The sequence below is a fragment of the Streptomyces gamaensis genome (genome assembly GCF_042656465.1).
Taxonomy (GTDB): Bacteria; Actinomycetota; Actinomycetes; order Streptomycetales; family Streptomycetaceae; genus Streptomyces; species Streptomyces gamaensis.
Genome location: NZ_JBHSPB010000018.1, coordinates 27,979 through 52,085, shown reverse-complemented (window position 1 = coordinate 52,085; position 24,107 = coordinate 27,979). Strand labels below are relative to the sequence as shown.

The 24,107-nt window shown below is 71.5% G+C and carries 21 protein-coding genes and 1 tRNA gene; 8 read left to right on the top strand and 14 right to left on the bottom strand.

Annotated features, from left to right (window positions below; genetic code table 11):
• The first annotated feature begins 109 nt into the window (after positions 1–109).
• The 6 genes from topA to ACFP1Z_RS25465 all read left to right on the top strand — a co-directional run bounded on the left by topA (position 110) and on the right by ACFP1Z_RS25465 (position 10,269).
• A complete protein-coding gene (topA, locus tag ACFP1Z_RS25490) occupies positions 110–2,965 on the top strand; it encodes a type I DNA topoisomerase (protein WP_390319800.1) in 2,856 nt (951 codons plus the stop codon).
• A 14-nt stretch (positions 2,966–2,979) separates the two neighbouring features.
• The gene (locus tag ACFP1Z_RS25485; protein ID WP_390319798.1) at positions 2,980–3,243 is read left to right on the top strand and encodes a hypothetical protein; all 264 of its coding nucleotides are present in this window, start codon (positions 2,980–2,982) and stop codon (positions 3,241–3,243) included.
• Between the two features lie 44 nt (positions 3,244–3,287).
• Entirely contained in the window at positions 3,288–6,653 is a 3,366-nt protein-coding gene (tmk, locus tag ACFP1Z_RS25480; RefSeq protein WP_390319797.1) for a dTMP kinase, read from the top strand.
• 173 nt (positions 6,654–6,826) lie between these two features.
• Positions 6,827–8,050 (top strand): DNA polymerase III subunit delta', encoded by a 1,224-nt coding sequence (locus ACFP1Z_RS25475; protein ID WP_390319795.1) that lies wholly within the window; start codon positions 6,827–6,829, stop codon positions 8,048–8,050.
• Positions 8,051–8,435: 385 nt separating this feature from the next.
• A complete protein-coding gene (locus ACFP1Z_RS25470) occupies positions 8,436–10,094 on the top strand; it encodes an alpha/beta hydrolase (RefSeq protein WP_390319794.1) in 1,659 nt (552 codons plus the stop codon).
• 101 nt (positions 10,095–10,195) lie between these two features.
• Positions 10,196–10,269 (top strand) — tRNA-Thr (locus ACFP1Z_RS25465).
• 45 nt (positions 10,270–10,314) lie between these two features.
• On the opposite strand, the gene ACFP1Z_RS25460 is transcribed toward ACFP1Z_RS25465, so the two are convergent.
• From ACFP1Z_RS25460 to ACFP1Z_RS25395, 14 genes are all read right to left on the bottom strand, one after another.
• Positions 10,315–11,688: a tyrosine-type recombinase/integrase gene (locus ACFP1Z_RS25460; RefSeq protein ID WP_390319793.1), complete on the bottom strand. Its 1,374-nt coding sequence runs from the start codon at positions 11,686–11,688 to the stop codon at positions 10,315–10,317.
• 64 nt (positions 11,689–11,752) lie between these two features.
• Positions 11,753–11,956 carry a helix-turn-helix domain-containing protein gene (locus ACFP1Z_RS25455; RefSeq protein WP_390319792.1) on the bottom strand — a complete coding sequence of 68 codons (204 nt, stop codon included), beginning with the start codon at positions 11,954–11,956 and terminating at the stop codon, positions 11,753–11,755.
• Between the two features lie 216 nt (positions 11,957–12,172).
• Positions 12,173–13,342, bottom strand: a complete 1,170-nt coding sequence (locus ACFP1Z_RS25450) for a DUF3631 domain-containing protein (RefSeq protein WP_390319791.1) — start codon at positions 13,340–13,342, stop codon at positions 12,173–12,175.
• Between the two features lie 193 nt (positions 13,343–13,535).
• A complete protein-coding gene (locus tag ACFP1Z_RS25445; protein ID WP_390319790.1) occupies positions 13,536–14,438 on the bottom strand; it encodes a bifunctional DNA primase/polymerase in 903 nt (300 codons plus the stop codon).
• A gap of 82 nt (positions 14,439–14,520) precedes the next feature.
• Complete coding sequence (locus ACFP1Z_RS25440) at positions 14,521–15,936, bottom strand: DNA cytosine methyltransferase (protein WP_390319788.1); 1,416 nt, start codon at positions 15,934–15,936, stop codon at positions 14,521–14,523.
• An 80-nt stretch (positions 15,937–16,016) separates the two neighbouring features.
• Positions 16,017–16,463, bottom strand: coding sequence for a single-stranded DNA-binding protein (gene ssb, locus ACFP1Z_RS25435; RefSeq protein ID WP_390319786.1), 447 nt, complete (start codon positions 16,461–16,463; stop codon positions 16,017–16,019).
• Between the two features lie 55 nt (positions 16,464–16,518).
• Positions 16,519–16,779 (bottom strand): hypothetical protein, encoded by a 261-nt coding sequence (locus tag ACFP1Z_RS25430; protein WP_390319784.1) that lies wholly within the window; start codon positions 16,777–16,779, stop codon positions 16,519–16,521.
• 16 nt (positions 16,780–16,795) lie between these two features.
• Positions 16,796–17,260: a hypothetical protein gene (locus tag ACFP1Z_RS25425; protein WP_390319781.1), complete on the bottom strand. Its 465-nt coding sequence runs from the start codon at positions 17,258–17,260 to the stop codon at positions 16,796–16,798.
• A gap of 204 nt (positions 17,261–17,464) precedes the next feature.
• Positions 17,465–19,579, bottom strand: a complete 2,115-nt coding sequence (locus ACFP1Z_RS25420) for an ATP-binding protein (RefSeq protein WP_390319779.1) — start codon at positions 19,577–19,579, stop codon at positions 17,465–17,467.
• 98 nt (positions 19,580–19,677) lie between these two features.
• Positions 19,678–20,232 (bottom strand): hypothetical protein, encoded by a 555-nt coding sequence (locus ACFP1Z_RS25415; protein ID WP_390319777.1) that lies wholly within the window; start codon positions 20,230–20,232, stop codon positions 19,678–19,680.
• Positions 20,233–20,256: 24 nt separating this feature from the next.
• Complete coding sequence (locus tag ACFP1Z_RS25410; RefSeq protein WP_390319775.1) at positions 20,257–20,634, bottom strand: RRQRL motif-containing zinc-binding protein; 378 nt, start codon at positions 20,632–20,634, stop codon at positions 20,257–20,259.
• Positions 20,634–21,500 (bottom strand): DUF2637 domain-containing protein, encoded by an 867-nt coding sequence (locus ACFP1Z_RS25405; protein WP_390319774.1) that lies wholly within the window; start codon positions 21,498–21,500, stop codon positions 20,634–20,636. Before ACFP1Z_RS25405 ends, ACFP1Z_RS25410 begins: the two co-directional genes overlap by 1 nt.
• Positions 21,497–21,775, bottom strand: coding sequence for a DUF6303 family protein (locus tag ACFP1Z_RS25400; RefSeq protein WP_390319773.1), 279 nt, complete (start codon positions 21,773–21,775; stop codon positions 21,497–21,499). The genes ACFP1Z_RS25405 and ACFP1Z_RS25400 overlap by 4 nt, the downstream gene beginning before the upstream one ends.
• The gene (locus ACFP1Z_RS25395) at positions 21,772–22,029 is read right to left on the bottom strand and encodes a DUF6284 family protein (protein ID WP_390319771.1); all 258 of its coding nucleotides are present in this window, start codon (positions 22,027–22,029) and stop codon (positions 21,772–21,774) included. The genes ACFP1Z_RS25400 and ACFP1Z_RS25395 overlap by 4 nt, the downstream gene beginning before the upstream one ends.
• A gap of 592 nt (positions 22,030–22,621) precedes the next feature.
• On the opposite strand from ACFP1Z_RS25395, the gene ACFP1Z_RS25390 reads away from it, so the two are divergent.
• Together ACFP1Z_RS25390 and ACFP1Z_RS25385 are read left to right on the top strand one after the other, a co-directional pair.
• Positions 22,622–23,389: a GntR family transcriptional regulator gene (locus tag ACFP1Z_RS25390; protein WP_390319770.1), complete on the top strand. Its 768-nt coding sequence runs from the start codon at positions 22,622–22,624 to the stop codon at positions 23,387–23,389.
• On the top strand, positions 23,386–23,955 hold the full coding sequence (locus ACFP1Z_RS25385) for a GNAT family N-acetyltransferase (protein ID WP_390319767.1): 570 nt from the start codon (positions 23,386–23,388) through the stop codon (positions 23,953–23,955). The genes ACFP1Z_RS25390 and ACFP1Z_RS25385 overlap by 4 nt, the downstream gene beginning before the upstream one ends.
• Positions 23,956–24,107 lie beyond the last annotated feature (152 nt).

Here is a 24,107-nt window from a genome sequence, read left to right as displayed (position 1 = left end):
GAGTGGCGTTGCGGGCTTTTTCCGTTTGACACGGGGGCGGGATGTACCGTCACACTCCGCAGCGTCACCGCAGCGCCCATACCGAGTGCCGACCGGAAGAAGAGCGAAGTTGTCCCCGACCAGCGAGACCGCACAGGGCGGCCGCCGACTCGTCATCGTCGAGTCGCCTGCCAAGGCGAAGACGATCAAGGGCTACCTCGGCCCCGGATACGTCGTCGAGGCCAGCGTCGGGCACATCCGCGACCTGCCGAACGGGGCCGCCGAGGTCCCGGCCAAGTACAAGGGCGAGTCCTGGGCCCGGCTCGGCGTGAACGTCGAGGCCGACTTCCAGCCCATCTACGTCGTCAACCACGACAAGAAGGACCAGGTCAAGAAGCTCAAGGAGCTGCTGGCCGAGTCCGACGAGCTCTTCCTCGCCACCGATGAGGACCGCGAGGGCGAGGCCATCGCCTGGCATCTGCAGGAGGTCCTCAAGCCCAAGGTCCCCGTCCGCCGCATGGTCTTCCACGAGATCACCAAGGACGCGATCCGTGAGGCCGTCGCCAACCCGCGCGAGCTGAACCAGAAGCTCGTCGACGCCCAGGAGACCCGCCGCATCCTCGACCGCCTCTACGGCTACGAGGTCTCGCCGGTGCTGTGGAAGAAGGTCATGCCGCGGCTCTCGGCCGGCCGTGTGCAGTCCGTCGCCACCCGCCTCGTCGTCGAGCGCGAGCGCGAGCGCATCGCCTTCAGCTCCGCCGAGTACTGGGACCTGACCGGGACCTTCTCCACGGGCAGAAGCAGCGACGCGAGCGACCCCGGTTCCTTCACCGCGCGGCTGTCGAGCGTCGACGGCCGCCGCGTCGCCCAGGGCCGCGACTTCGGCCCGAACGGCCGGCTGAAGGAAGGCGCCCAGGTCCTGCACCTGGACGAGGCCAACGCCCGCGCGCTCGCCGACGCCCTCGCGCAGTCCTCGTTCTCGGTGCGCTCGGTCGAGTCCAAGCCCTACCGGCGCTCCCCGTACGCCCCGTTCCGTACGACCACGCTCCAGCAGGAGGCCTCGCGCAAGCTCGGCATGGGCGCCAAGGCCACGATGCAGGTGGCGCAGAAGCTGTACGAGAACGGCTTCATCACCTATATGCGTACGGACTCCACCACGCTCTCGGAGACGGCGATCGCCGCCGCCCGCGCGCAGGTGACGCAGCTCTACGGCGCGGGCTATCTGCCGGACAAGCCGCGCGTCTACGCGGGCAAGGTCAAGAACGCGCAGGAGGCCCACGAGGCCATCCGGCCTTCGGGTGATCGTTTCCGCACGCCCGCGGAGACCGGCCTGACCGGCGAGCAGTTCCGTCTGTACGAGCTGATCTGGAAGCGCACCGTCGCCTCCCAGATGAAGGACGCGACCGGGGACTCCGTCACGGTCCGCATCGCCGGGCGCGCGAGCGACGGCCGGGACGCCGAGTTCAGCGCCTCCGGCAAGACCATCACCTTCCACGGCTTCCTCAAGGCCTACGTCGAGGGCGCCGACGACCCCAACGCCGAGCTCGACGACCGCGAGCGGCGGCTGCCGCAGGTCGCCGAGGGCGAGGCGCTGACCGCCGAGGAGATCTCCGCCGACGGGCACGCCACCAAGCCCCCGGCCCGCTACACCGAGGCCACACTCGTCAAGGAGCTGGAGGAGCGGGAGATCGGCCGCCCCTCGACCTACGCGTCGATCATCGGCACCATCCTCGACCGCGGCTACGTCTTCAAGAAGGGCACGGCCCTCGTCCCGTCCTTCCTGTCCTTCGCGGTCGTGAACCTGCTGGAGAAGCACTTCGGCCGGCTCGTCGACTACGACTTCACCGCCGCCATGGAGGAGGACCTCGACCGCATCGCGCGCGGCGAGGCCCAGGCCGTGCCGTGGCTGCGCCGCTTCTACTTCGGCGAGGGCGCCGAGGGCCTCGCGGGCGGGGCCGCCGACGCCGGCAACGGCGACGGCGACCACCTGGGCGGTCTGAAGGAGCTCGTCACCGACCTGGGCGCGATCGACGCCCGCGAGGTGTCCTCCTTCCCCGTCGGCAGCGGCATCGTGCTGCGCGTCGGCCGCTACGGGCCCTACGTGGAGCGCGGCGAGAAGGACGCCGAGGACCACCAGCGCGCCGACGTCCCCGAGGACCTCGCCCCCGACGAGCTGACCGTCGAGTACGCCGAGGAGCTGCTGGCCAAGCCGAGCGGCGACTTCGAGCTGGGCCACGACCCGCGGACGGGCCACCTGATCGTCGCCAAGGACGGCCGCTACGGCCCGTACGTCACCGAGGTGCTGCCCGAGGGCACCCCGAAGACCGGCAAGAACGCCGTGAAGGCGCGCACCGCCTCGCTGTTCAAGTCCATGTCGCTCGACACGGTCACGCTGGACGACGCCCTGCGGCTGATGTCGCTGCCGCGCGTCGTCGGCACCGACCCCGAAGGCGTGGAGATCACCGCGCAGAACGGCCGCTACGGCCCGTACCTGAAGAAGGGCACCGACTCGCGCTCGCTGGAGAGCGAGGACCAGATCTTCAGCATCACGCTGGAGGAGGCCCTCGCCATCTACGCGCAGCCCAAGCAGCGCGGGCGCGCCGCCGCCAAGCCGCCGCTGAAGGAGCTCGGCACCGACCCGGTCAGCGGGCGCCCCGTCGTCGTCAAGGACGGCCGCTTCGGCCCGTACGTGACGGACGGCGAGACGAACGCGACCCTGCGCCGCGACGACGACGTCGAGACGGTCACGCCGGAGCGCGGCTACGAGCTGCTGGCGGAGAAGCGCGCCAAGGGCCCGGCGAAGAAGACCGCCAAGAAGGCCACCGCCAAGAAGACGACGGCGAAGAAGACGGCCGCCAAGAAGACCGCGGCCAAGAAGACGGCCGCCAAGAAGACGACGGCCACGAAGACGACGGCGGCGAAGACCGCCGCGAAGAAGGCGACGGCGAAGAAGACGGCTGCGGCGGTCAAGACGAACGACGAGTGAAGGGGGAGGGGCCGGTGTCCTGCCGCGTCACGTACACCGTCGAGGCGAAGGCCACGGCGGACGCCATGACGCCGGAGCGCCGCGCCCTCCTCGAACGCGGGCTGAGCAAGCTGGCCCAGGACCCGTACCACAAGGCCAGCACGCATGTGGGCACGCACGAGGACGACCGCAGGGCGCAGGTGGCACCGGGCCTGCTCGTCGAGTACGTGGTCGCGCACGGCCTGCTCGTCGTCGTCCTGATCGACGTCTTCGACGAAGCGCTGATCATGGACGGCTGAGTCCGGCACCGCCGGGTGTCGGCCGGTCCGGATAGGCTGGCAGGATGACGCGAGCCGAGCAGCCAACAGTGCAAACCCCCGTATCCGGGGCACTGGCCGCGGACTCCCGCGAGCGTGCCGTACGGGCCCTGCTGCGCTGCCCGCCGCTGCGGCGGCTGTGGAGCGCCCAGTTCGCGGGCGGGGTCGGCGACTGCCTCGGCCTGCTCGTCCTCGTCCTGCTCGCGCTGCAGGCCGTCGACGTCGCCGGGGCCTTCGGCGGCGGCTACCGGGGCGCCGCCCTCGCCGTCGCCGCGGTGTTCGCCGCCCGGCTGCTCGCGACGCTGCTCTTCGGCGCCGTCCTGCTCGGCCAGGTCTCCGGGCTGATCGCCCCGGCCGGGCCGCTCGACCGCCGCTGGACCATGATCGGCGCGGACGGGGCGCGGTTCGCGCTGCTGGCCGTCGCCCCGCTGTGGATCGGCTGGACCGAGACCAGGGCCCTTCCGCTGCTGCTGGTCACCGCCTTCGCCGTGGGCGTCGCCGAGCGCGTGTGGACCGTCGCCAAGGACGGGGCCGCCCCCGCGCTGCTGCCCGCGCCGCCCGCCGAGGGCGCCGCCGTCAGACCGCTGCCCGACCACCTCGGCGCCCTGCGCAGGCTGTCGCTGCGCACGAGCTTCGTCTCCCTGCCGCTGGCGGCGGCCGGGCTCGTCGCCGTCACGCTGGTCGGCAATCTGCTGGGTTCCGGTATCGCCTGGTTCCACGAGCACCAGGCGGCCCTCGGCGCGTATCTGGCGGGCGCCCTGTTCGCCGCGTCCGCCACGGTCCTGTACCGCCTCGAACTGCCCGGCGCGAGCTCTCCGCGCGTGCGCTCCCCCCTCGAAGGGCTGCGCCGCCCCCGCACCGGCCAGGGCCCCGACCGGGGCCGCACCGGCGCGATCCCCGTCCTCGTCCTGGCCTGCGCCGCCGCCGCGGCCGCGATCGCCGCGGCCGTCGGCGTCGCCGCGCTGCAGGCGTACGACCTGGGCGGCGGGCCGGTGGCCTTCGGGCTGCTCGTCCTCGCGCTCACCGGCGGCCCCGTCCTCGGCATCCGGGGCGCCCGCAGGGTGCTGCCCGGTTTCTCGCGCCGCCGCCTGCTCAGCCTCGCCCTCGCCGTGACCGGGCTCGCGCTGCTGCTGGCGGGCCTGGTGCCCGACCCGACGACGGTGCTGCTGCTCGTCCTGCTCGCCGGCGGCTGCGCGGGCATCGTCGCGAACACCGGCCACGACCTGCTCGACCAGGAGACCGAGGAGGCCCGCCGGGCCCGGACCACCGAGCACCTGCACGCCGTCGTCCGCGTCACCACCGCACTCGCCGCCGTCGCCGCGGCCTGCCTCGCCGCCGTCATCGGGCCGCACCGGCTGGAGCGCGGCCACTTCGTCTTCGCGCACGGCGGGGCCGCGTTCACGCTGATGCTCGTCGGCGCGCTGCTGCTGCCCGTCGCCGCGATCGTGCTCGGCCGCACCGACGACCGGCACGGCGTACCGTTCCGGCGCGACCTCGCCGACGTGCTGCGCGGCGGCGACCCCGCCCAGGCGCCCTCCCCGACCGGCTTCTTCATCGCCTTCGAGGGCGGCGACGGCGCGGGCAAGTCCACGCAGGTCCAGGCGATCGCCGAGTGGATCCGCGGCAAGGGCCACGAGGTCGTCGTCACCCGCGAGCCCGGCGCGACCGCCATCGGCAAGCGGCTGCGGGCGATCCTGCTCGACGTCGGTTCCGCCGGCCTGTCCGACCGGGCCGAGGCCCTGCTGTACGCCGCCGACCGCGCCGAGCACGTCGCCTCGGTCGTCCGGCCCGCGCTGGAGCGCGGCGCCGTCGTCATCTCCGACCGCTACATCGACTCCTCGGTCGCCTACCAGGGCGCCGGCCGCGACCTGTCGCCCACCGAGATCGCCCGGATCTCGCGCTGGGCCACCGACGGGCTCGTCCCGAACCTGACGGTGCTCCTCGACGTCTCGCCCGAGACCGCGCGCGAGCGCTTCACCGAGGCACCGGACCGGCTGGAGTCCGAGCCGGCCGAGTTCCACCAGCGGGTGCGGACCGGCTTCCTCACCCTGGCCGCCGCCGACCCCGCGCGCTACCTCGTCGTCGACGCCGGGCAGGAGCCCGAGGCCGTCACCACCGCCGTACGGCACCGCCTCGACGCGCTCCTGCCGCTGTCCGCGACCGAGGTCGAGGCCCGCGAGGAGGCCCGCAAGGCCGCCGAGGAGGAGGCCCGCCGCAAGGCCGAGGAAGAGGCCGCCCGCAAGGCGGAGGAGGAACGCCGCGAGCGCGAGCGCCAGGAGCAGCTCGCCCGGCTGCGCGCCGAGGAGGAGGAGCGCAAGCGCCGCGAGGCGGAGGAGGCCCGGGTCCGCGAGGAGGCCCGGCTGGCCGAGGAGGCCCGCGAGCGCGCGGAGGAGGCCCGCCGCCTCGCCGAGGAGGAGCGCAGGCGCCGGGAGGCCGAGGAGCGCACCCGCGCCGCCGAACAGGAGCGGCTGCGCAAGCAGGCCCAGGAGGAGGCGCGACTGCGCGCCGAGGCCGAGGAGCGGCGCCGCGAGAAGCAGCGCAAGGCGGAGGAGGCCCTGCTCGCCGCGGAGCGGGCGCGGCTCGCGGAGGAGGAGGCGGCGGCTGCCAGTGCCGCTGCTTCCGGCGTGGCTGCCGGTTCCGAGGCGCCGACGGTCGAGCGGCCCTCGCTCGTGAAGAAGCCCGCGTCCGGGCCGGCCGCCGGTTCCCCCTCTACGGAAGAGGCCGACGAGGCGGACACGGTCGTCTCTCCGGTCGTGCACCGGCCCGACCCGCGCGTCGACCCGGTCGGCGCCGGCGACGAGACGGCGGTGCTGCCGCCGGTGCCGGTTCTGCGGCCGGAGGCGCAGCGCATCACGTGGGGGATGGAGAGCGGGAAGGGCGCTTCCGGCGCTGCGGGCACTCCGGGTGCGCGGGCCGGGTCCGGCGCGGATGCCGACGAGACGGCGGTCCTGCCGCAGACCGGCGACCGGTCGGCACAGGCCGTGCCGCCGGGCGATTCCGACGAGACGGCCGTGCTGCCGCCCGTACGGTCCGGGCGGCCCGCGCCCGTCGACCGCCCGGAGAACCCGGCGGACCGGGTGCCGGACTGGCTGTTCCGGCCCGAGGACCAGGGCCGCGCCCGGCCGGCCTCCGGCGACCCGGACAGCGAGCGCACCCGCGAACTGCCGCGCACGGGCGACGAGCCCACCGTCGTGAGCCATCGCCAGCGCCGCCGCCCCGGCTGGGCGGAGCGCGACGACGCCCCGACGCTCGCCGACGAACTCCTCGGCTCCCACGACGCGGCCCGTGACGAGCCGCGCCCGGACGAGTCCGCCAAGGGCCGGAGGCGGGAGCGTTCCCGGGAGGGCCGGGACCAGACGGAGGAGCGCGGCCGGCGGCGCGGCCGTCGCTGAGTGCCGGGAGGTACGGGCCGTACGGCCGTGGGGGGCGCTCACAAGAGGGCGCGGCGACGCGGGCGCGCCCCGCAGCGGGCACCGCGCTCCGGCAGGGCTCCGCGCCGGCCGGCTCTGTCGGTGCCGTGCTCCACAATGGGTGACCGTCAGGACAACGCGCTCGGAGGACAGCCATGGCGGTGTGGGACGACCTGGTCGGCCAGGACCGGGTGACGCAGCAGCTCGCCGCTGCCGCGCGGGACGCGGATGCCCTGGTCACGGCCGAGGCCGCTGGCGGGGCGTCCGCCGGGGCGGCGGCCGGTCCCGGTGGTTCGATGACGCACGCGTGGCTGTTCACCGGCCCGCCCGGCTCCGGCCGGGCCACCGCCGCCCGCGCGTTCGCCGCCGCCCTGCAGTGCACGAGCCCCGACCGCGCCGGGAGCGCCGGCCCGGGCTGCGGTTTCTGCGACGGCTGCCACACCACCCTCGTCGGCACGCACGCGGACGTCGAGGTCGTCCGCACCGACCAGCTGTCCATCGGTGTCAAGGAGACCCGCGACCTCGTCCGCCGCGCCCAGCTCTCCCCGGCCGGCGGCCGCTGGCAGGTGATCGTCCTGGAGGACGCCGACCGGCTCACCGAGGGCGCCGGCAACGTCCTCCTCAAGGCCGTCGAGGAGCCCGCCCCGCGCACCGTGTGGCTGCTGTGCGCGCCCTCCCTGGAGGACGTGCTGCCGACCATCCGCTCCCGCTGCCGGCTGCTGACCCTGCGCACGCCGTCCGTCGCCGCCGTCGCCCAGATGCTCGCGGCCCGTGACGGCGTCGAGCCCGAGCTCGCCGCCCGCTCCGCCCGCGCCACCCAGGGGCACATCGGCCGGGCCCGCCGCCTCGCCACCGACGAGCGCGCCCGGGACCGTCGCGCGGCCGTCCTGAAGCTGCCGCTCCGCGTCGACGACGTGGGCGGCTGCCTCAAGGCCGCCCAGGAGCTGATCGACGCGGCGGCCGAGGACGCCAAACAGGTCGCCGAGGAGATCGACGCGAAGGAGACCGAGGAACTGCGCGCCGCCCTCGGCGCCTCCGGGAGCGGCAGCCGGCTCCCGCGCGGCACGGCGGGCGCGATGAAGGAGTTGCAGGACCGGCAGAAGCGCCGCAGCACGCGGACGCAGCGGGACAGTCTCGACCTCGCGCTCGTCGAGCTGACCGGCTTCTACCGCGACGTGCTCGCGATACAGCTCGGCTCCCGCGTCGAACTCGCCAACACCGACGCGCGCGACGCACTGCAGCGCATCGCCTCCGCCTCGCGCCCGGAGCGCACGCTGCGCCGCATCGAGGCGATCATCGAGTGCCGGCGCGCCCTCGACCGGAACGTGGCCCCGCTGCTCGCGGTCGAGGCGATGACGATGGCCCTGCGGACGGGCTGAGCCGGGGCCTGCCGGGGGTTCGTCGGGGCGTGACCGGTGGCCGCGCGGGTACGACCGCGATGCGCGCGGGTGCGGGCTGTCCCGCCCGTAGCGGAACGTCCGCCACCTGGGCTTGACCCGACCGGCGCCGGGCGCGACCGGGCGATGCGCGCGGGTGCGGGCCGTCCCGCCCGTACCGGGACGTCCGCCGCCCGGCTCGACCCGACCGGCGCCGGGGCGTGACCGCCCCCCGACCGGCGCGCAGTCGGCCGCGTCCGCGGTTACGCGCTTTCCCCCGTACTCACTCGTACGGGATCATCACGGGCCCGGACCACCGAAGGCCCGGTATCTGTCCGGATACGCTCCGTTTGGCCGTCGTCATCCAGCGCGCAGAGGGGCCCACCCGATGGACACCAGCCGCCTGCTCCGTACCACCGGAACCACTGTCGCGACCGCGGCGCTGCTGATCTCGGGCTCCGTCTTCGCCGGCGCGGCACCGAGGAGCACCGCCGCGGGGAGAGCGGGCGCCGGGGACGCGGACGGCGGGCCGGCGAGCCGGCTCTGGGCAGGCCTCGGGGGCGGGTCGCAGAGCACGTACGCCCCTTCCGCTGCCGGCAGCGGCCTGGAGCTGAAGCCGCTGCCGCCCGGCATGCCGTCCGAACTGCGCCCGTACTACGCCCAGAAGCTCACCTGGCGGCCCTGCCCGGCAGCCGGCTACGAGTGCGCCACTCTCACGGCGCCCCTCGACTACGGCAGCCCGCGCGCCGGCCGGGACATCCACCTCGCCGTCTCCCGCAAGCGCGCCACCGGCCCCGCCCGGCAGCACCTCGGCTCGCTCATGGTCAACCCGGGCGGGCCCGGCGGTTCGGCCATCGGCTATCTGCAGAAGTACGCGGGCACCGGCTATCCGGCCGCCGTCCGCGCCCGCTACGACATCGTCGCCATGGACCCGCGCGGCGTGGCCGGCAGCGAGCCCGTCACCTGCCTGTCGGACCCGGAGATGGATGCCTACACCCGGGTCGACCAGACCCCCGACGACCCCGCCGAGGTCGCCGAACTCGTCGACGCCTACCGGAAGTTCGCCGACGGCTGCGCGAGCCGGTCCGGCCGGGTCCTGGGCCATGTCTCCACCGTCGAGGCCGCCCGCGACATGGACATCCTGCGCGCGGCCCTCGGCGACGGGAAGCTCTCCTACGTGGGCGCCTCCTACGGCACGTTCCTCGGCGCGACCTACGCGGGGCTCTTCCCCGGCCGCGTCGGCCGGCTCGTCCTCGACGGCGCCCTCGACCCGACCCTCGACTCCCGGCAGATCAACCGGGACCAGACGGCCGGTTTCCAGACCGCCTTCACCTCGTTCGCGCAGGACTGCGCCCGGCACCGCGACTGCCCGCTGGGCGGCAGCGCCGCCGACGCCGGATCCCGTCTGACGGAGTTCTTCCGGCAGGCCGACGGCCACCCGGTGCCCACCGGCACCCCCCGCTCCCTCACCGAGAGCCTCGCCACCACGGGTGTGATCTCCGCCATGTACGACCACGCCGCCTGGGGGCTGCTCCGCCTCGCCCTGGGGCGCGCGCTGCGCGGCGACGGCGGCCTGCTGCTGAGGCTCTCCGACGCCTACTACGAGCGCGACGACCACGGCAGGTACGCCAACCTCATGTACGCGAACGCCGCCGTGAACTGCCTCGACCTCCCCGCCGCCTTCCACAGCCCACACGAGGTCCGCCGCGCCCTGACGGAGTTCCGCAACGCCTCCCCGGTCTTCGGTACGGGCCTCGCCTGGTCCGCGTTGACCTGCGGATACTGGCCCGTCCCGGCCACCGGCCGCCCGCACCGCATCCCCGCCCCCGGCGCCGCCCCCATCCTCGTCGTCGGCACCACCCGCGACCCCGCCACCCCCTACCGCTGGGCCCGCTCCCTGGCCTCCCAGCTCTCCTCCGGCCGCCTGCTGACCTACGACGGCGACGGCCACACCGCCTACACCCGCGGCAGCGCCTGCGTCGACGCCGCCGTCAACTCCTACCTCCTCACCACCACCCCGCCCCCCGCCTCCCGCAACTGCACCTGACCTGCGCTTCCACCCTCCCGGCCACCGTGTACGGAGCACCCTCGGAAACTGTGTAGACTTGGCCGCGCTGCTGAAGCCGCTCCGACGGCTGCTGCGGCGAGGCCGCCTTAGCTCAGTTGGCCAGAGCAACGCACTCGTAATGCGTAGGTCTCGGGTTCGAATCCCGAAGGCGGCTCCGGTGAAGCCCAGGTCAGAGTTGCTCTGACCTGGGCTTTCTGCGTCAGCGGACGCGCCGACGGCGCCGGTCCCGTGCTTCCTTGCGGCTCGCGGTCTCAGTTCTGGTCTCAGACTGCGGCCAGAAGGCATCCCCCATGCGTCGCATCGCGTCCTTGGTGAGCAAGTCCGCGCCCTTGACGTATCGCCGAGTCTGGCTGATCTGGGTGTGCCGCAGAATCTCCATGATCGTACGCATGTCCACGCCCAGCAGGTGCAGGAGCGTACCTGCGGTATGGCGGCTGCCGTCGTAGAGGCGGCGGTCACTGATGCCCGCCTCGGCCAACAGCTCCTTGAACTCCTCCCAGTCGTCGTGAGGGTCGATCGGACGCCCGTCCGGCCGCGCGAACACCACGTCGTGGTCCTGCCACAGCTCCCCGGCGGCGGCCCGCTGCTCTTCCTGCCAAGACTTGTGGCCCAACAGATACGGGATGAATGGCGGTGGGATCGGTACAGGCTCCTGACTCTTCTTTGTCTTGGGGCGGGTGAAGACCAGCCCCCCGCCCTTCCGGTCTGGGCACGCGCTGGCATGCCGGGTGCACATCTTCGTGCACGGCTTGGGGCACCCGCGCTTGTACTCCGCGTGCGTGGCGCAGCTGGGCGGGCAGGGATCGAAGCGGTGCAGCCGGGCCCCGCAGGCATGCGGATCGGTGCAGCCGTGGCGCCAAGTGAGGCGCTGGAGCTGCCAAGCGGGGTGGAAGAACCCGGTTTCCAGGTTGACGTACGACCACCGCAACCCGAGGGTTTCGCCCGGCCGAAGACCGACCCCGACGCCGATCGCCCAGCGCATGAAGTTCGGCCGCTTGGCGGCAGCCTCCAGGAATGACTCGGCCTGCTCCTTCGTGAACGGGTTCGCCTCCGTCTCCTCCGCCGATGGCGGGTCCACCAGCGTCGCCACGTTTTCGCCGACCATCCGGCGCCGATGCGCGATCTTCAGGGCACGGGACAGGATGCGGTGAACCTTGAGCACATGGGACGCGGCGTGCCCCTCGGCGAGCATGGCCGCGTAAAGCGTCTCCAGGTGCTCCGGCGCTAGCTTGTCCAGCCGATGCTGACCGATACCCGGGATAATGTCGTTCCGGGTCTTCGACCAGTAGTCGTCCAGGGAGCGGGGCCTGAGTCTCAGGGACGCGATCGTGGTCAGGTACGTCTCCATCCACTGTGCGACGGTGGGCTTACGGCCGGCCGCCGGGGCGCGCTTCTCGTCCCGGAGCTTCTCCAACTCCCGGACTTTGCGGCGGACTTCGGGCTCCGTCTTTGCGGTCCGGTGGCGTCGATCGGGGCTGCCATCGGACTTGACGCCCATGGTGACGCGGCCGTGCCACCGACCGTCGCGGCCCAGGTAGATGGACGATTCCAAGTTCGGCTTACGAGCGGTCAATTGCCCTCCTTGAGGGCCGGGGCGCACGGAGGTATGCGTCCGCCCCGGCATGGTGCGTGACTGGTCAGCGAGCGTTGGACTCACGCTTGAGGAGTTCGATGTACTCGTCGATGTACTCGGTCGGGATGAGCCGGAGACCGCCGACCTTGACGCTGCGGAGGCGGCCACGGCGGATCTCTTCGAACGCGGTGCTGCGCTTGAAGCCGAGTACTTCGGCGGCGTCCTTGACTCGTAGGAGACGGCGGGGTGCGACAGGGGCCATGGGCATGGGCGTTGACTCCTTGGCACGCACGGAGGGGACGCAGCTTGTCCCCTCGGCTGAGATCCGCTACATGCGCTATGCCGCTACAGAGCAGGTCAGCGGCAGGTTTTCCGTAGCGGCGGGTTGGGGTGTAGCGGCCACGGTCGCCGTGGCACTGCACTCGCACGGTGCGGGCGAGATCCGACGGGTTCGGTGTTGCAGCCGCTACACCGTGGGTTGCCGCTACGCGGCCGTGTCCGCTGAGCTGGGCTGTAGCGGCGGCAGCGCCTGTAGCGGGCTTTGCGGAGGGGGTGGGCAGTAGCGCTGCCACGCGTCGTGGAGATCTGCGCTGTAGTAGCCCTTGAGGACTCCGCCCGAGGTGCGGATATTGCGGGAGGTGATGGGCTCGTTGTCGCTGGTCACGTACCCGTGGAGCATCACCGCGAGGCGCCGGGCATCCAGGGGCTTGCCCTGTAGATCGCCCCACGGGGCGTCGTCAAGGGCGTTCAGCCGGTCGAGGACGGCGATGGTGGGCAAGCGGTCGATGCCCACCATGACGTGGTCGCGCAGGTCGGTCAGCAGCCGCACTCCCAAGCTGTTCTTGTCGTCTGCTTGGGAGGCTCTGACCAGGGTCACACATGCCTCCCGGGCGCGGCCGGGCCAGTCGCCTCCGGCTGCATCGGCGACCGCTAGCAGAGGCTCCCACACGTCGGCGGGACGGTCCGTGACCTCCTCCGGCAACTCCGGCCAAGCGTCCATGACTTGGCTGCCGATCTGCTCGGCCCACCTGGCGAGCCGGTCGCGCAGTGCGTTGCCCGCCTTCTCGTGGATCCGCGCTCGGAAGGGCTCAACCTTCTCGTTCCTGGCGCGGCGGCGCATGCGGATGACGATCGAGCGGGTCAGGATCGTGTCCGGCAGCGAGCCGAGCCCAGCGACCGCAACGGCAGTGTAGGAGGGGAAGGGCTGCACGGTCTGGTTGCCGCCATCGCCGATGCACCGGTAGGTGACGCCCGAGCGACGGTGGCCGGCGTTGAGGAATCCCCGTAGCTCTTCGTTGTCCCCGGCCTTCGGGCCAAAGACGGTGTCGATCTCATCGAAGAGGATGGTCGGCCGCCCGTCAGGACCACTGACAGATCGGAACAGGGCGGCAGCGGAGGCGTTGACCGCCACCATGGGGCGTGGCACGAGAGTCTCCACGATTTCCAGCGCGCGGGACTTGCCGGACCCTGGTTCCGGGGAGAGGAAGGCGAGCCGGGGCGTGGAGTCGAAGCTGTCGAGCAGGTGCGTGTGGGCGTCCCACAACGCGACCGCTACGTACGCGGCTTCGGTCGGGAAGATGTTGAAGCGGCGGTGGAAGCGCTCGATCTCGTCCAGGAGTTGAGCGCCGTCCTCGTTGGGCTGGGTAGCGGTCATGCGGCGTTCTCCCTCGCGTTCGAGGCGTGGTGGGGGCAGTGCCCGATGTGAACGCGGGTGGTCAGAGCTGAAAGGACGGCCTGACGGCCGACGACCCTTGAGCCGCACTCGGTGGGCGTCTGCTGGGCCGCGTTGGCGTCGGCAGCGGCATGGGGCCACGCTGTGCTCTTAGTTGGGGGGCGTGGGGAGCTGGTCATGCCGCTCCCCTGCCGCTGTTGTGTGCGATGGACCAGTTCAGCGCGCTGGTGATGGTGGAGCGGCACTCGTAGTCGCGCAGTCCGGCCGTCTGCCCTGCGCGCCTAAGAGCCGTTTCCACCGCGCTCCTGCTGAGGTCGCCCGATGCGACCAGCCGCCCGAGGGCGCGGGCGGCCCGCAAGAGTGTGGCGTTGCGGCAGCCTACTGGGGCGTTGCGGACGTTCTCCTCTTCGTTGCACAGCGCGGCCCGCGCGTAGGCGGGTGCGTTGCGGAGCGCAGCCGCTGCGCGGGCCCGCACTACCGGATGGGGCGGGATGAGCAGGAACTGCAGCCACCCGGGGAGGGGGTGGACCAGGGCGGGCCCCACCGTCTCGTACGGCAACCCGCCGATGACGCTTCCCGCCGCAACGACATAGCCGCCCCATGCGCGGGTGTCGACCAGCGGAGCGAGCTTCCCGGCGGTGTTGTGCAGTCGGCAGGACGCGGGGGCGGTGAAGTACAGGTGGGTGCCGCCTCCCGCCGTCCGCACCGTGCGTGTGGTGGGTACCGGCTGGCCGTGGCGCTCGCAGAGCGCCCGGAAGTTCGCCGCGCCGTCAGGCGCGTCCGTGTTGTCTTTGGGCACGTCCAGGTCGATCACGAGCAGCCCCGCCGGGCCCGTGGCCAGCCCGATGTTGAAGGCGCCGGCTGACCAAGCGCGGCGGACGCGGTCGGGGTCGGTGGTGGCCCGCTCCTCCCACTTGCGGTGCCCGTCTGCGCAGGGCCCGGTACGGGGGCAGGACGCCTCCCCGTGCAGTGCGGGCCGCTTGCCCCCGGGGCGGAGCGGGAAGACGGGCCAGCGCCGCCCAGCGATGAACAGTGCTGCGGCCATGAGGTGTTCGCGGTAGTCGGATGGTTGGGTCATGCTGGAGTTCTCCTGCTCTGTGTGGGGCTGGAGGACCGGGGCGGCCGCAGTCTTTGGCGAGAGGGCGGCTGCCCCGGCGTTCTCAGGTGTGAGGCTGGAGTTCCTGGCCGGTGATGGCTTCGGTGACCATGGCGATCAGGTCGCGGGCGGCCGGGGGTGTGACGGCGTTGCCGAGCATCAGGACGCGGGTGCGTTTGTCCCGGGCGAGGAGTTTGTAGTGGTCGGGGAAGGCCATGGCGGCGGCGTACTCGTGGGGTTCGAGCATCCGGAACCGGCATTCGTCGACGGATGCGACGGTGCCGCCGTAGAGGGCGCCGTGGCGGTCGATGGTGGTCACGGTCGGCAGGGGCTGTGCGAGGGGGCGGGCGGTGCCGTTGCCGTAGTACGGCACGACCAGCCGGGGAGCGGTGACGAGTGCGTGGTGGTTGCCGCCGGCGGTGACGGTGGCCAAGGGTGCGGTGATGCTGCGGTGGGAGGAGCCGCCGCCGCGCAGCTCGACCATGTACGGCGGCAGGGCGAGCCCGGTTTCGTTGCGGGTGGTCACCGTGCGCAGGGGCGTGGAGGCCGGAGCGGCCCTTTTGCCGTCGCGGCCTTCCACCGGTACCGCGAGGGGTTCGGCGTAGGCGGCGAACCCGGCACGGATGCGCCGCATCGTGTCCGCGGCGAGCGGGCGTTTGCGCTCGCCGATGCGGGCGGCGGGAAGGGCCCAGTCGATGACGTCGGCGGCCGGGCGCACGGCGGGTTCCACCACGGTGTTGCGGCAGGTGGTGTGGGGGCAGCGCCACACGTACTGTGCGCGCTTCCCGTAGCGTCCCCACCGGCGGTCGGGACGCTTGAAGGCCTGCATGGCCCGTACCCGGCCGTGCTGGGGGCAGTGGGCGTGGGGGCGGGTCCACTTGTCGAAGTCCGGTGCGCGCTCGCCGGTGCGCCACAGGACGACGTACATGCGGTCGCGGGACTGCGGGGCCGGGGGCCCGAAGGCGGCGGAGTGCATGGAGTTCATCCACACGATCCGGTGCTCGTACCCCCACGCGTGGAGTGTGGACAGCCATGCCTGGAAGGCGGCGCCGGGGGCCTGTTCGGGGCCCCACCAGTAGGCATCCACCACGTTCTCCACGATGATCGCCCGGTAGCGGTGGGCTTCGGCGAAGCGCGGCACGTCGTGCATGGTGGCGCGGGACCGGATCGCGGTCTCGTCCACGCCGCTCTCGGCGAACAGCCCGTCCGTGTGCCCGCCGTGGCCGCGCCTGCGGCCTTTGGCGATGGAGTGGTTGGTGCACTCCGGCGATGCCCACAGGATGTCGGTGGCCGGGTAGCGGCGCGGCTCGACCTGGGAGAGGTCCGCGCAGTCGTGATCGGCCCCGGGGTGATTGGCCTGGTGGGTGTCGACCGCGTGCCGGGCGTGGTTCGCGGCCATCCGCACGCACACGCCGGGAACGGCGACGGCGCCGGTGGACGAACCCCCGGCGCCGCAGAACAGATCGGTCAGGGTCAGCAAGGTGTTCTCCTGCTCTGTGTGGGGCTGGAGGACCGGGGCGGCCGCAGTCTTTGGCGAGAGGGCGGCTGCCCCGGGCGGATCTAGAACGGCGGTTCGTTGCCCGGTTCCGCAGGGTTGTCTGCGGTGTTCCACGGGTTGTCAGGCGGGGTGGTGCCGTTGGTGCGCTTGCCGTTGATCTGGACGGTGGTGAAGCGCAGGGAGGCGCCGATGTCGTCGACCTCGACGGCGAGCATGGAGCGGTTCTCTCCCTCCGGGGTCTGCCAGTCGTGCTGACGGATGCGCCCGGAGAGCACGACGCGGGAACCCTTGACCAGACTTTCGGCGACGTGCTCGGCCAGGGAGCGCCAAGCGGTGCAGCGGAAGAACGTCGAGTTGCCGTCGCGCCACTGCCCGGTGTCCTTGTCGAAGGTGCGTGGGGTGGAAGCGACGGTGAACTTCGCCAGTGCCTGCCCGGTCTTGGTGAACGACAGATCCGGATCGGCGGTCAGGTTGCCGACGATGGTGATGGGGGTTTCTCCCAGAGCCATGGGTGCCTCCTTGAGGGTTTCCGTGCTGACGGCTGGTAGGGCTGCCGCGCTGGGCCTAGAACGGGGGTTCGTTGCTGGCCTGCGGGTCGCGGCTCGCGCGGCGCCGGGGCAGGGGCAGCAGGACCCAGCACCGGTCTTCGTTCCAGCAGGTGCACGGGTCCCAGTCGGTGCCCGCGTACTCGCCGGTTTCGGGGTCGCCGTAGTGGTAGTTGGCACCGCCTTCGCCGTCGCACTTGCGGCAGTCGGGGCGGGGGGTGTCGGTCAGGATCAGTGCGCGGCGAGGCACTTCGGTGTATCGGATACGCAGTCGGAGCATGGGCGTTGGTGTCCTCTCAGCCGTGGAAGTGGTTGCGCTTGAAGATGGCCTTGCGGATGGTGACCGTCGTCCCCGCGCTGGGGCGGCTCGCGCTGAAGACCTGCGCGGCGACCCAGCCGCCGAAGACGACGGCGGCAAGGATGATGAGCTGTTGGATGAGTGCGGCGAGTGCGGCGATGAACGAGGTCAGCAGGAGCAATCCGCCACAGACGGCCGCGAAGCCGACCCCGCCAAGCGCGAGATTCACCGCCGTACGTGAGACGGCCGGCGTGGCGGCGGGCGGCTCGGGCTTGGCCGGTGCGACGGCGTAGCCGGTCACGACGCGGCCATCGGGCAGGACCACGCTCGCCACGGTCGGGATGGTGGCGGGCTGGGCGGGAACGAGCGGCACGGGCGCGGGAACGATCGGTGGCAGCGGTGCGGTGCGGTGGATGTCCACGGCCCGCTCGTCGGGTGCAGGGACGACGGGTTCGTAGTGCATGCGGAATGCCTTCCGGCTGTGGGTCAGGGAGGCTGCGTGACCCCCTTCCGGGGTGCGCGTGGAGGGGGTTTCCAGGGTGCTGACCTGCACCCCTCCCTGCCTCCCTGACAGGCCATTCGTGCTGGTCATGTCCAGGGACATGGGTCAGGGAGGTAGGAAGGGAGTTCTCCCTGCCTCCCTGACCCGCAAGGGGTCCGCCTCCCTCTACGCGGAGGTGGAAGCGGAATCGTCGTCGGGGCGGTTGGCGAGTGCGCGGTGGACGCGGTCGCGAGCGACGACCATGCGGCCATCGGACTTGTACGGCTCGGCGCCGGTGCCGTCGAGCACGCGCTTGAGGTCGATGAACGACCAGCCGCCGTAGGCGTCTTCGTTCAGCGTGGCGAGCCGCTTGAGCACGTCCTGCGTGAGCACACGCGGGGCATCACCGATGACGCCCGCGATGTCGGCGAGCGGGTCACGGTCCTCGTCACCGGAGTCGATGGTGTGCAGGATCGTCACCCCGTCGCGCAACGCCTTGGCGCGCTCGGCAACTTCGGCGGCCTCGTCGGTGTCGATGTAGTGCGTGCGCACGGTGATGGACGCCTGACCGGCGGGGATCTGGATGCCGTCGCTGGCAACGACGAGGGTCCCCTTGTCCAGGCCCTGCCGGAGCAGGTGCGGGGCAGCGCCACCGTTGACGGCCTTGTCGCCCAGCGCCATCCGGGACTGCGACTCGGTGCCCACCACGAGCGAGGCGCGCGTGTGGGCACCCTCGCGAACCAGCTTGGGAAGGTTCTGATCGGTGGGGTCCTGCGTGCCCTCCCATAGGATTACGTTCACGGCTCGGCCCTGGTTGTGGATCTTGCGGACGGCCATGAAGTACCGAGAGGTGGCCTTGCTGCCGCCGTAAGGCCGCCTGTCCTCGTCGGTCGCCGGGCACATGAACGCCACCTGTGCCTCGTCCACGATGATGATCAGGGGCGGGAACTCGGTCCCGGGCGGGGCCTGGAGGCGCCGGTTCATCTCCTTCACCCCGTCCTCCACCATCTCTGTCACCTGGATGACGTGCTCATCCGTCGGTCCCTGGATCAACACAGTGGCCAGCCCCTCGAACATGGCCCAGTCACCCACGCCCTTGAGGTCACCAAGCCAGAATTCGACGGTGCGGTCCAGTGCCAGCCACAGGGCGAGCGCGCGCAGGGCGGCGGTCTTGCCCTGGTTGGACAGACCGGTGATCAGCACGTGCCGTTGGTACAGGCTGATCAGGGCCGCATCCCCGCGCAGGTCCTGGCCCCACGGCGCCCGGCCCGTCTTGTAGTTGGCAGTCAGGGTCTCGTCGGTGACCAGCGGGGACGGGCCGATGGGTTCGTCCAGGGCGCCGGAATCGGCAATCCACAGTCGCACGGTGCGGGCGGCTTCGGGGATGGTGATGAACACCTCGTGCTCGTGCCGGGTCAGGTTCTCCGCAAGCTTCTTGCGCCGGTTCTGCACCTCGTTCGTCGACACCCCGGACGGCAGGGTCACGTCGACTTCCACGCCGCACCCGGCGATACGGATAGGGCTGAGCATCGCGGCGCCGGCGTCGCCCATCTCCTTGATGGCGTTGCGCAGCGGTGCAATGCCCAGGTCCCGCAGAGCGGTGACCACGACGGACGGGGTGATGGGAGCGCCCGCGTCCTGCCCACGGTCCGGGAGCGTCCACTGGGGCGCGGCCTGCTGATGCCTACCCACGCCCCACAGCGCCAGCAGCAGGGCGAACGGGCCGAAGGTGACCAGCGGGCCCCAGACCACCGAGGCGACGAACACCGCCCAGCGAATCAACGTGATCAACGCCATCGTGGGGGCGGCGAGATCCGCGATGTTCCTATTCGCGACGGCTAGGACGATGCCCAGCAGGAGCAGACCGCCCACCGTCAGCCCGAGCCCTGCGGCAGCACTCTTGGCGAGCTTCACCGGGGCGGTCAGCAGGTCCATGCGACGCCGGTGCCTTGCCTCACGGAAGCGCTGCCCGCGCTCCTCCCACTCCTGCGCCAAGTCGAGCTGCCCAGCCGCCTCGGCGGCGCGCAGCAGACGTTCGTAGCGGGCGGCTGTGCGGCCCTCCCACGCCCGGCGGGTCACGATCCTCGTGCCGCCGACCACGTACATGCCGTGCCGGACTGCGGCTCGGCCGGCGGTACGGGTGCGCTCGTGGGTCGCTGCTGTGCGCACGGCCCGACTGCAGCGCACCCACAGCCGCTCGGGAGGCGCCTCCTGTGCCGGGGGCAGGTCGGCCGCAGCGACTCCGGGCGGCTCCTCCGGGCTGCTGGGCGGGTCCTTGAAGAGCCGAACGACGTTGCTCATGGTGGGAACTCCCGTCGTGCCGAAGAGGGTTGACAGAGCCGGGGCGGCCCGATTCCGTGGCCGGTACGGCCGCCCCGGGTGAAGGGTGACGGCGGCCCTCAGGCCGCAGCGTCGGCGAGGAGCTGTTCAGCGAGGAATTCGGTGGCGTACGCCTCGGCTTCCTCCTGGCGCACGTGCCGCTCATGGGCGTGGTTGCGGAGCCAGGACTGCGGCTCGATGTCGAACGCGTCGCGCAGGTATGCCGTGTGCCGTTCCAGCACGCCCCTGCGGCTGAACTGCATGGCGTGGGTCAGCTCGTGTACGAGCGTCACGGCTACGTCTTCGCTGCTGTGGTGCCTGCCAGCGTTGAGCAGGACCAGCGCGGTCCCCTCAGAGGCGAGGACGGCGATGCCGTCTGCCTTCCGGCACTCCCCGGTGTGCCAGCGGCGCCGACGGTTGTGCATGCGCTCGTCGTTGGCCCCGGCGAGGTCGAACTCCGCGTCGGTGGCCAGTTCGGCCATGCCGCGCGCGTTGCTGACGATGATGTGGACGCGGGGCATGCGACCCGGCACGGATCGGCCCACGAGCTTCATGGCGGCCGGGGCGAGGTGTTTGACCTCGTGCAGGAGGTCACGGTGACCGAAGAGCTTGTGTGTGGTGACGATGGGCTTCACGGATTCTCCGTCCAACTCCGCAGTTCAGGCAGCGGGTTCGGTGTCGGGGTAGGTGCAGGAGACGCAGGCGCCGAGCGAAGTGGGGATGACGTATCCGGCATCCCGTCGGCACTCGGGGCACGTGCGGCGGGCACACATCGCTTTCGCGAGAGCGGCCCGCTTGGCGGGGGTCATCGCACGCACCGGCTTCGCACGGTCGATCCGGTACAGGTAGGCGACCAGCGGACCGCGCCGGTACCGCGGCCGCAGCACCTGCGCCGCTATCGGCTGACCGCCCGGCCGTAAGCCACGCGCCCGGAGTTGGCGCCGCGTGGCCAGTCCGTCCGGGGCGCAGCGCCACGGATACGTGGGCAGGCCGTGGACAGCACCGGTCGGATCGATGCAGGTGCTGAACCCTGCCATCAGGCAACCTTGTTGGCTCGCTCTGCACGCAACGCGTCGCGCAGAGCCCGGGCGTTCTTCGGTGAGGTCCGTACCGCGAGCCGGATACCCTCTGCCGTCAGCTTCGCGTCCGACCAGTCCGCCGTTGCTGTACGGGCCTGGTCGAGCAGTTCATTCGCCGTACGCTTCGGCCGGGGCGATCGGGCAACGGCCGGGACCTGACCGGTTGCCCGACGCGGCGATCGGGGCGACTGGTCGGCCGCTGGATGCTGCCCGACCGCCGGGGCGGTGGTCGGGGCCGACTTGAGTGGGAGGGCCGACTTCACGAAGTCAACCGGCACCGGCAGCGCCTTCAGGGTCGGCGTCCCGGGCACCTGCTCGGAAGTCGATTCCACGAGGTCAGCTATAGACTGATTCACCCGAGTCTCAGTCGATTTCTCCGCATTCGTGACCGGGGTGGGGTGATGGTGGAGCACCTTGGCCACCAGGTCGGAGCCGAAGTAGATCGACCCGACCGGCAACGACGTGGCGAGCAGCACCAGCGCCCAGTTCGCCGGACTCCAGTCGGCGAGCCGACCCCAGTCGACCGCCGACCGGTGCAGTGCCGGCACCAGCCCGTGTACGTAGTTCAGGACCAGCGAGGCGACTGTGTAGGCCCCCAGGACCCGCAGCGCAACGCCCTTGTCCCGCTTGTCCGTCAGGACCAGCGCCGCAATCAGAGCCAGCGCCATCAGTCCGTCGACGACGAACGGGTAGAGCGTGGCGGCGGTGGAGTCCGCGCCGATCGCCCGGGCCACGTCCCGCAGCGCGTTCCACGACACCCGGAACGCCATCGCGACCACCGCGATCAGCGCCACGACAAGGAGCGGCTTCCCTTTCCGGTTCATCCGGCGCCCCAGGTCAGCTTCCGCACCTTGATTGCCGCGATCAGCACGACCGGAGACGAGGGGTCGTAGGTTGCGGTGTCTTCGATCCACGACCACTCGGCCCCGCGCACGGGCTCGTAGCCCAAGAGGGCCAGAGCTTCGCGCCGCTCGGCGATCGTGGGCACCGGTCCGGGCCGCTCCCACTGGAAGTCCGGCCAGTGCGACACGCCCATCAGCACGACGTACAGCCGCCACGGCCCGCCGCTACTGGAGAGATGCGCCGTCACGGTCCTCATGCCGCCTCCCCCGAGTCCGGCCGGTCCGCCAGGGCCCGGCGAGCGGCCAGCAGCCGACGGCGAGCGCGGCGGATGCGCCGCCTGTCCAGCTCCGACGGGACGCGGTCCAGGCAGATGATGCGCGCGTCCAACAGGTCCACCTCCGCGAGGATCACGGGCATCTCGCGGTCGATCTCGTCCAGTTCCTGCTTCGACGGCTCGCCGTCGAAGCCGACGCCGGTAACGGCGTCCTGATCAGTACCGATGTCCTGCATTGGGTCAGGTCCCTTCACGAGGAACGGCCCATGCGGCCCCGGGGCACCACCCGGGGCCGCGCCGTAGAGTCGGCAACTCCGGCTCCCCTCGGCGCTGCTCGTACGAGACGAGCAGCGGAGGCAACCGGCGCAGCGATAGCTACTGCGATGCGGTTGGAGCGTGACCGGCCTGTTCGCTGCCGGGCGTTCAGCTCACGAACGAAGTGCTGAACGGCGCCGCTGTGCCGGTCGACCACAGCGACGCCCATCGGTGTCGTCTCACCGGAACTCCCTCTGACGAAGCGACTGGACTTTGCACTGCAAGGGGGACCACGTCCCCACTCTCCGGCCGTTGCTCGCGGTCACCGGGCCACCTCGCCAGTACGGGCCGAAACCCTGTTCCACCTGGCCTTTAGCGGACTTGCAGCGTCCTCCGCTCCGTGCAGTGCCGACGCATGTCGGCGCAAGGGTGCACACTCATAGGTGCTGCACCTCTTGCTCAACTTGTTGGTACAAGCTGATGCAGTGATGGTGCACCCACGGACGGTGAGTCGTCAAGCGATTCGGAGCCCACATGTACCGACAAGTTGAGCGAGTGCGTCATGATGAGGGCATGAGCAGGCAACCGAAGTACCGACAGGTGGCTGATGCGCTGCGCCGTGAGATCGACGGGGGGAAGTACCCGCCCGGGGCACGCCTCCCATCGGAGAGCGAGCTGTCCGCTCGGTTCGACGCCTCACGCAACACGGTCCGCTCGGGCCTCTCGCTGCTGGTCAGCGAGGGTCTGGTCGCGTCCAGCCAGGGACTCGGCTACGAGGTGCGGTCACATGAGGTCTTCGAGCTGAACGCCAGCCGGTTCGAGAACCTGACCTTTCCGCAGAACGGGGACGCGTACAACACGGACGTGACCAACGCGGGCAGGCGTCCTCACCAGACGTTCCGCGTGGAGCTCAAGCCGGCACCTGAGGACGTGGCGAAGCGGCTCGCCATCGAGCCCGGCTCCACTACGGTGCTCCGGTTCTGCCACCGCTACGTGGACGACGTTCCGTGGTCGACGCAGGCCACGTACTACCCGGGTTGGCTCATCGAGAAGGCGTCGCGCCTGACCACCCCCGGGGACATCCCCGAGGGCACGACTCGCTACCTGGCCGGAGTCGGGATCGAGCAGGTGGGCTACTTCGACGAGATCGCGACCCGTATGCCGACCCCGGACGAAGGGCGGCTCTTGGAAGTGGGCGCCGGCGTACCCGTGCTCCTCTGGACGCGTACGGGGTACTCGGACGAGAGGCCCATCCGGTGCACCATCACGACGTTCCGTGGAGACCTGAATCGGATGAACTACGAGATAGGCGACCTGGGCGCCCGGGAAGTGAACCTGTGATCATCACCCCTGCCGAACCGCGCGATCTGTCCAAGCTGCTGGACTTCAGAGAAGAGGCCGCCGCTTGGCTGCGTGAGCTGGGCTCCGACCAGTGGAGCAGGCCGTACCCGGCTGACAGGCTGCTCGCGACGATTCACAGCGGGACGGTCTTCATGCTCCGCGACGGGCAGGCCACGGTCGGCACCGTCACGCTCACCCCCGAGGCTGAAGAGGGTCTGTGGAGCGAGCGCGAGTTGGCTGAACCCTCCATGTTCATCAACAAGCTGACCGTTGCCCGGGAGTACGCCGGACAGAACGTGGGGGGCCGCCTGCTCGACTGGGCTGGAGATCGGGCGTACCGCGCAGGAGCCCGATGGCTGCGCCTGGACGCGTGGACGACGAACGAGGCACTCCAGAAGTACTACCTCCAGCAGGGCTTCACGCACGTCCGCACAGTCCGTGAGGGCTCTGCTGTGAACGGCGGCCCCCGCGTCTCTGGCTGGCTGGCCCAGCGGCCGACGGGCCCGGCGGCGCACGGGTTCAGCGACCGGACGCCGCCGCCCCGGAGGCTGTGCTTCGCAGCCTGACGGGCGCGATCGCGGTCTCAGTTCTGGTCTCAGTCGCCCGCGAATCCGTAGGTGTTCAGGAACGTCCAGACGCGTCCAGCGCACGGGGAACGTGCTCGTGAGGCCGGCTGTCGTGGACAGTCCCGGACGGGCACGGACGGTAACGACTCAAA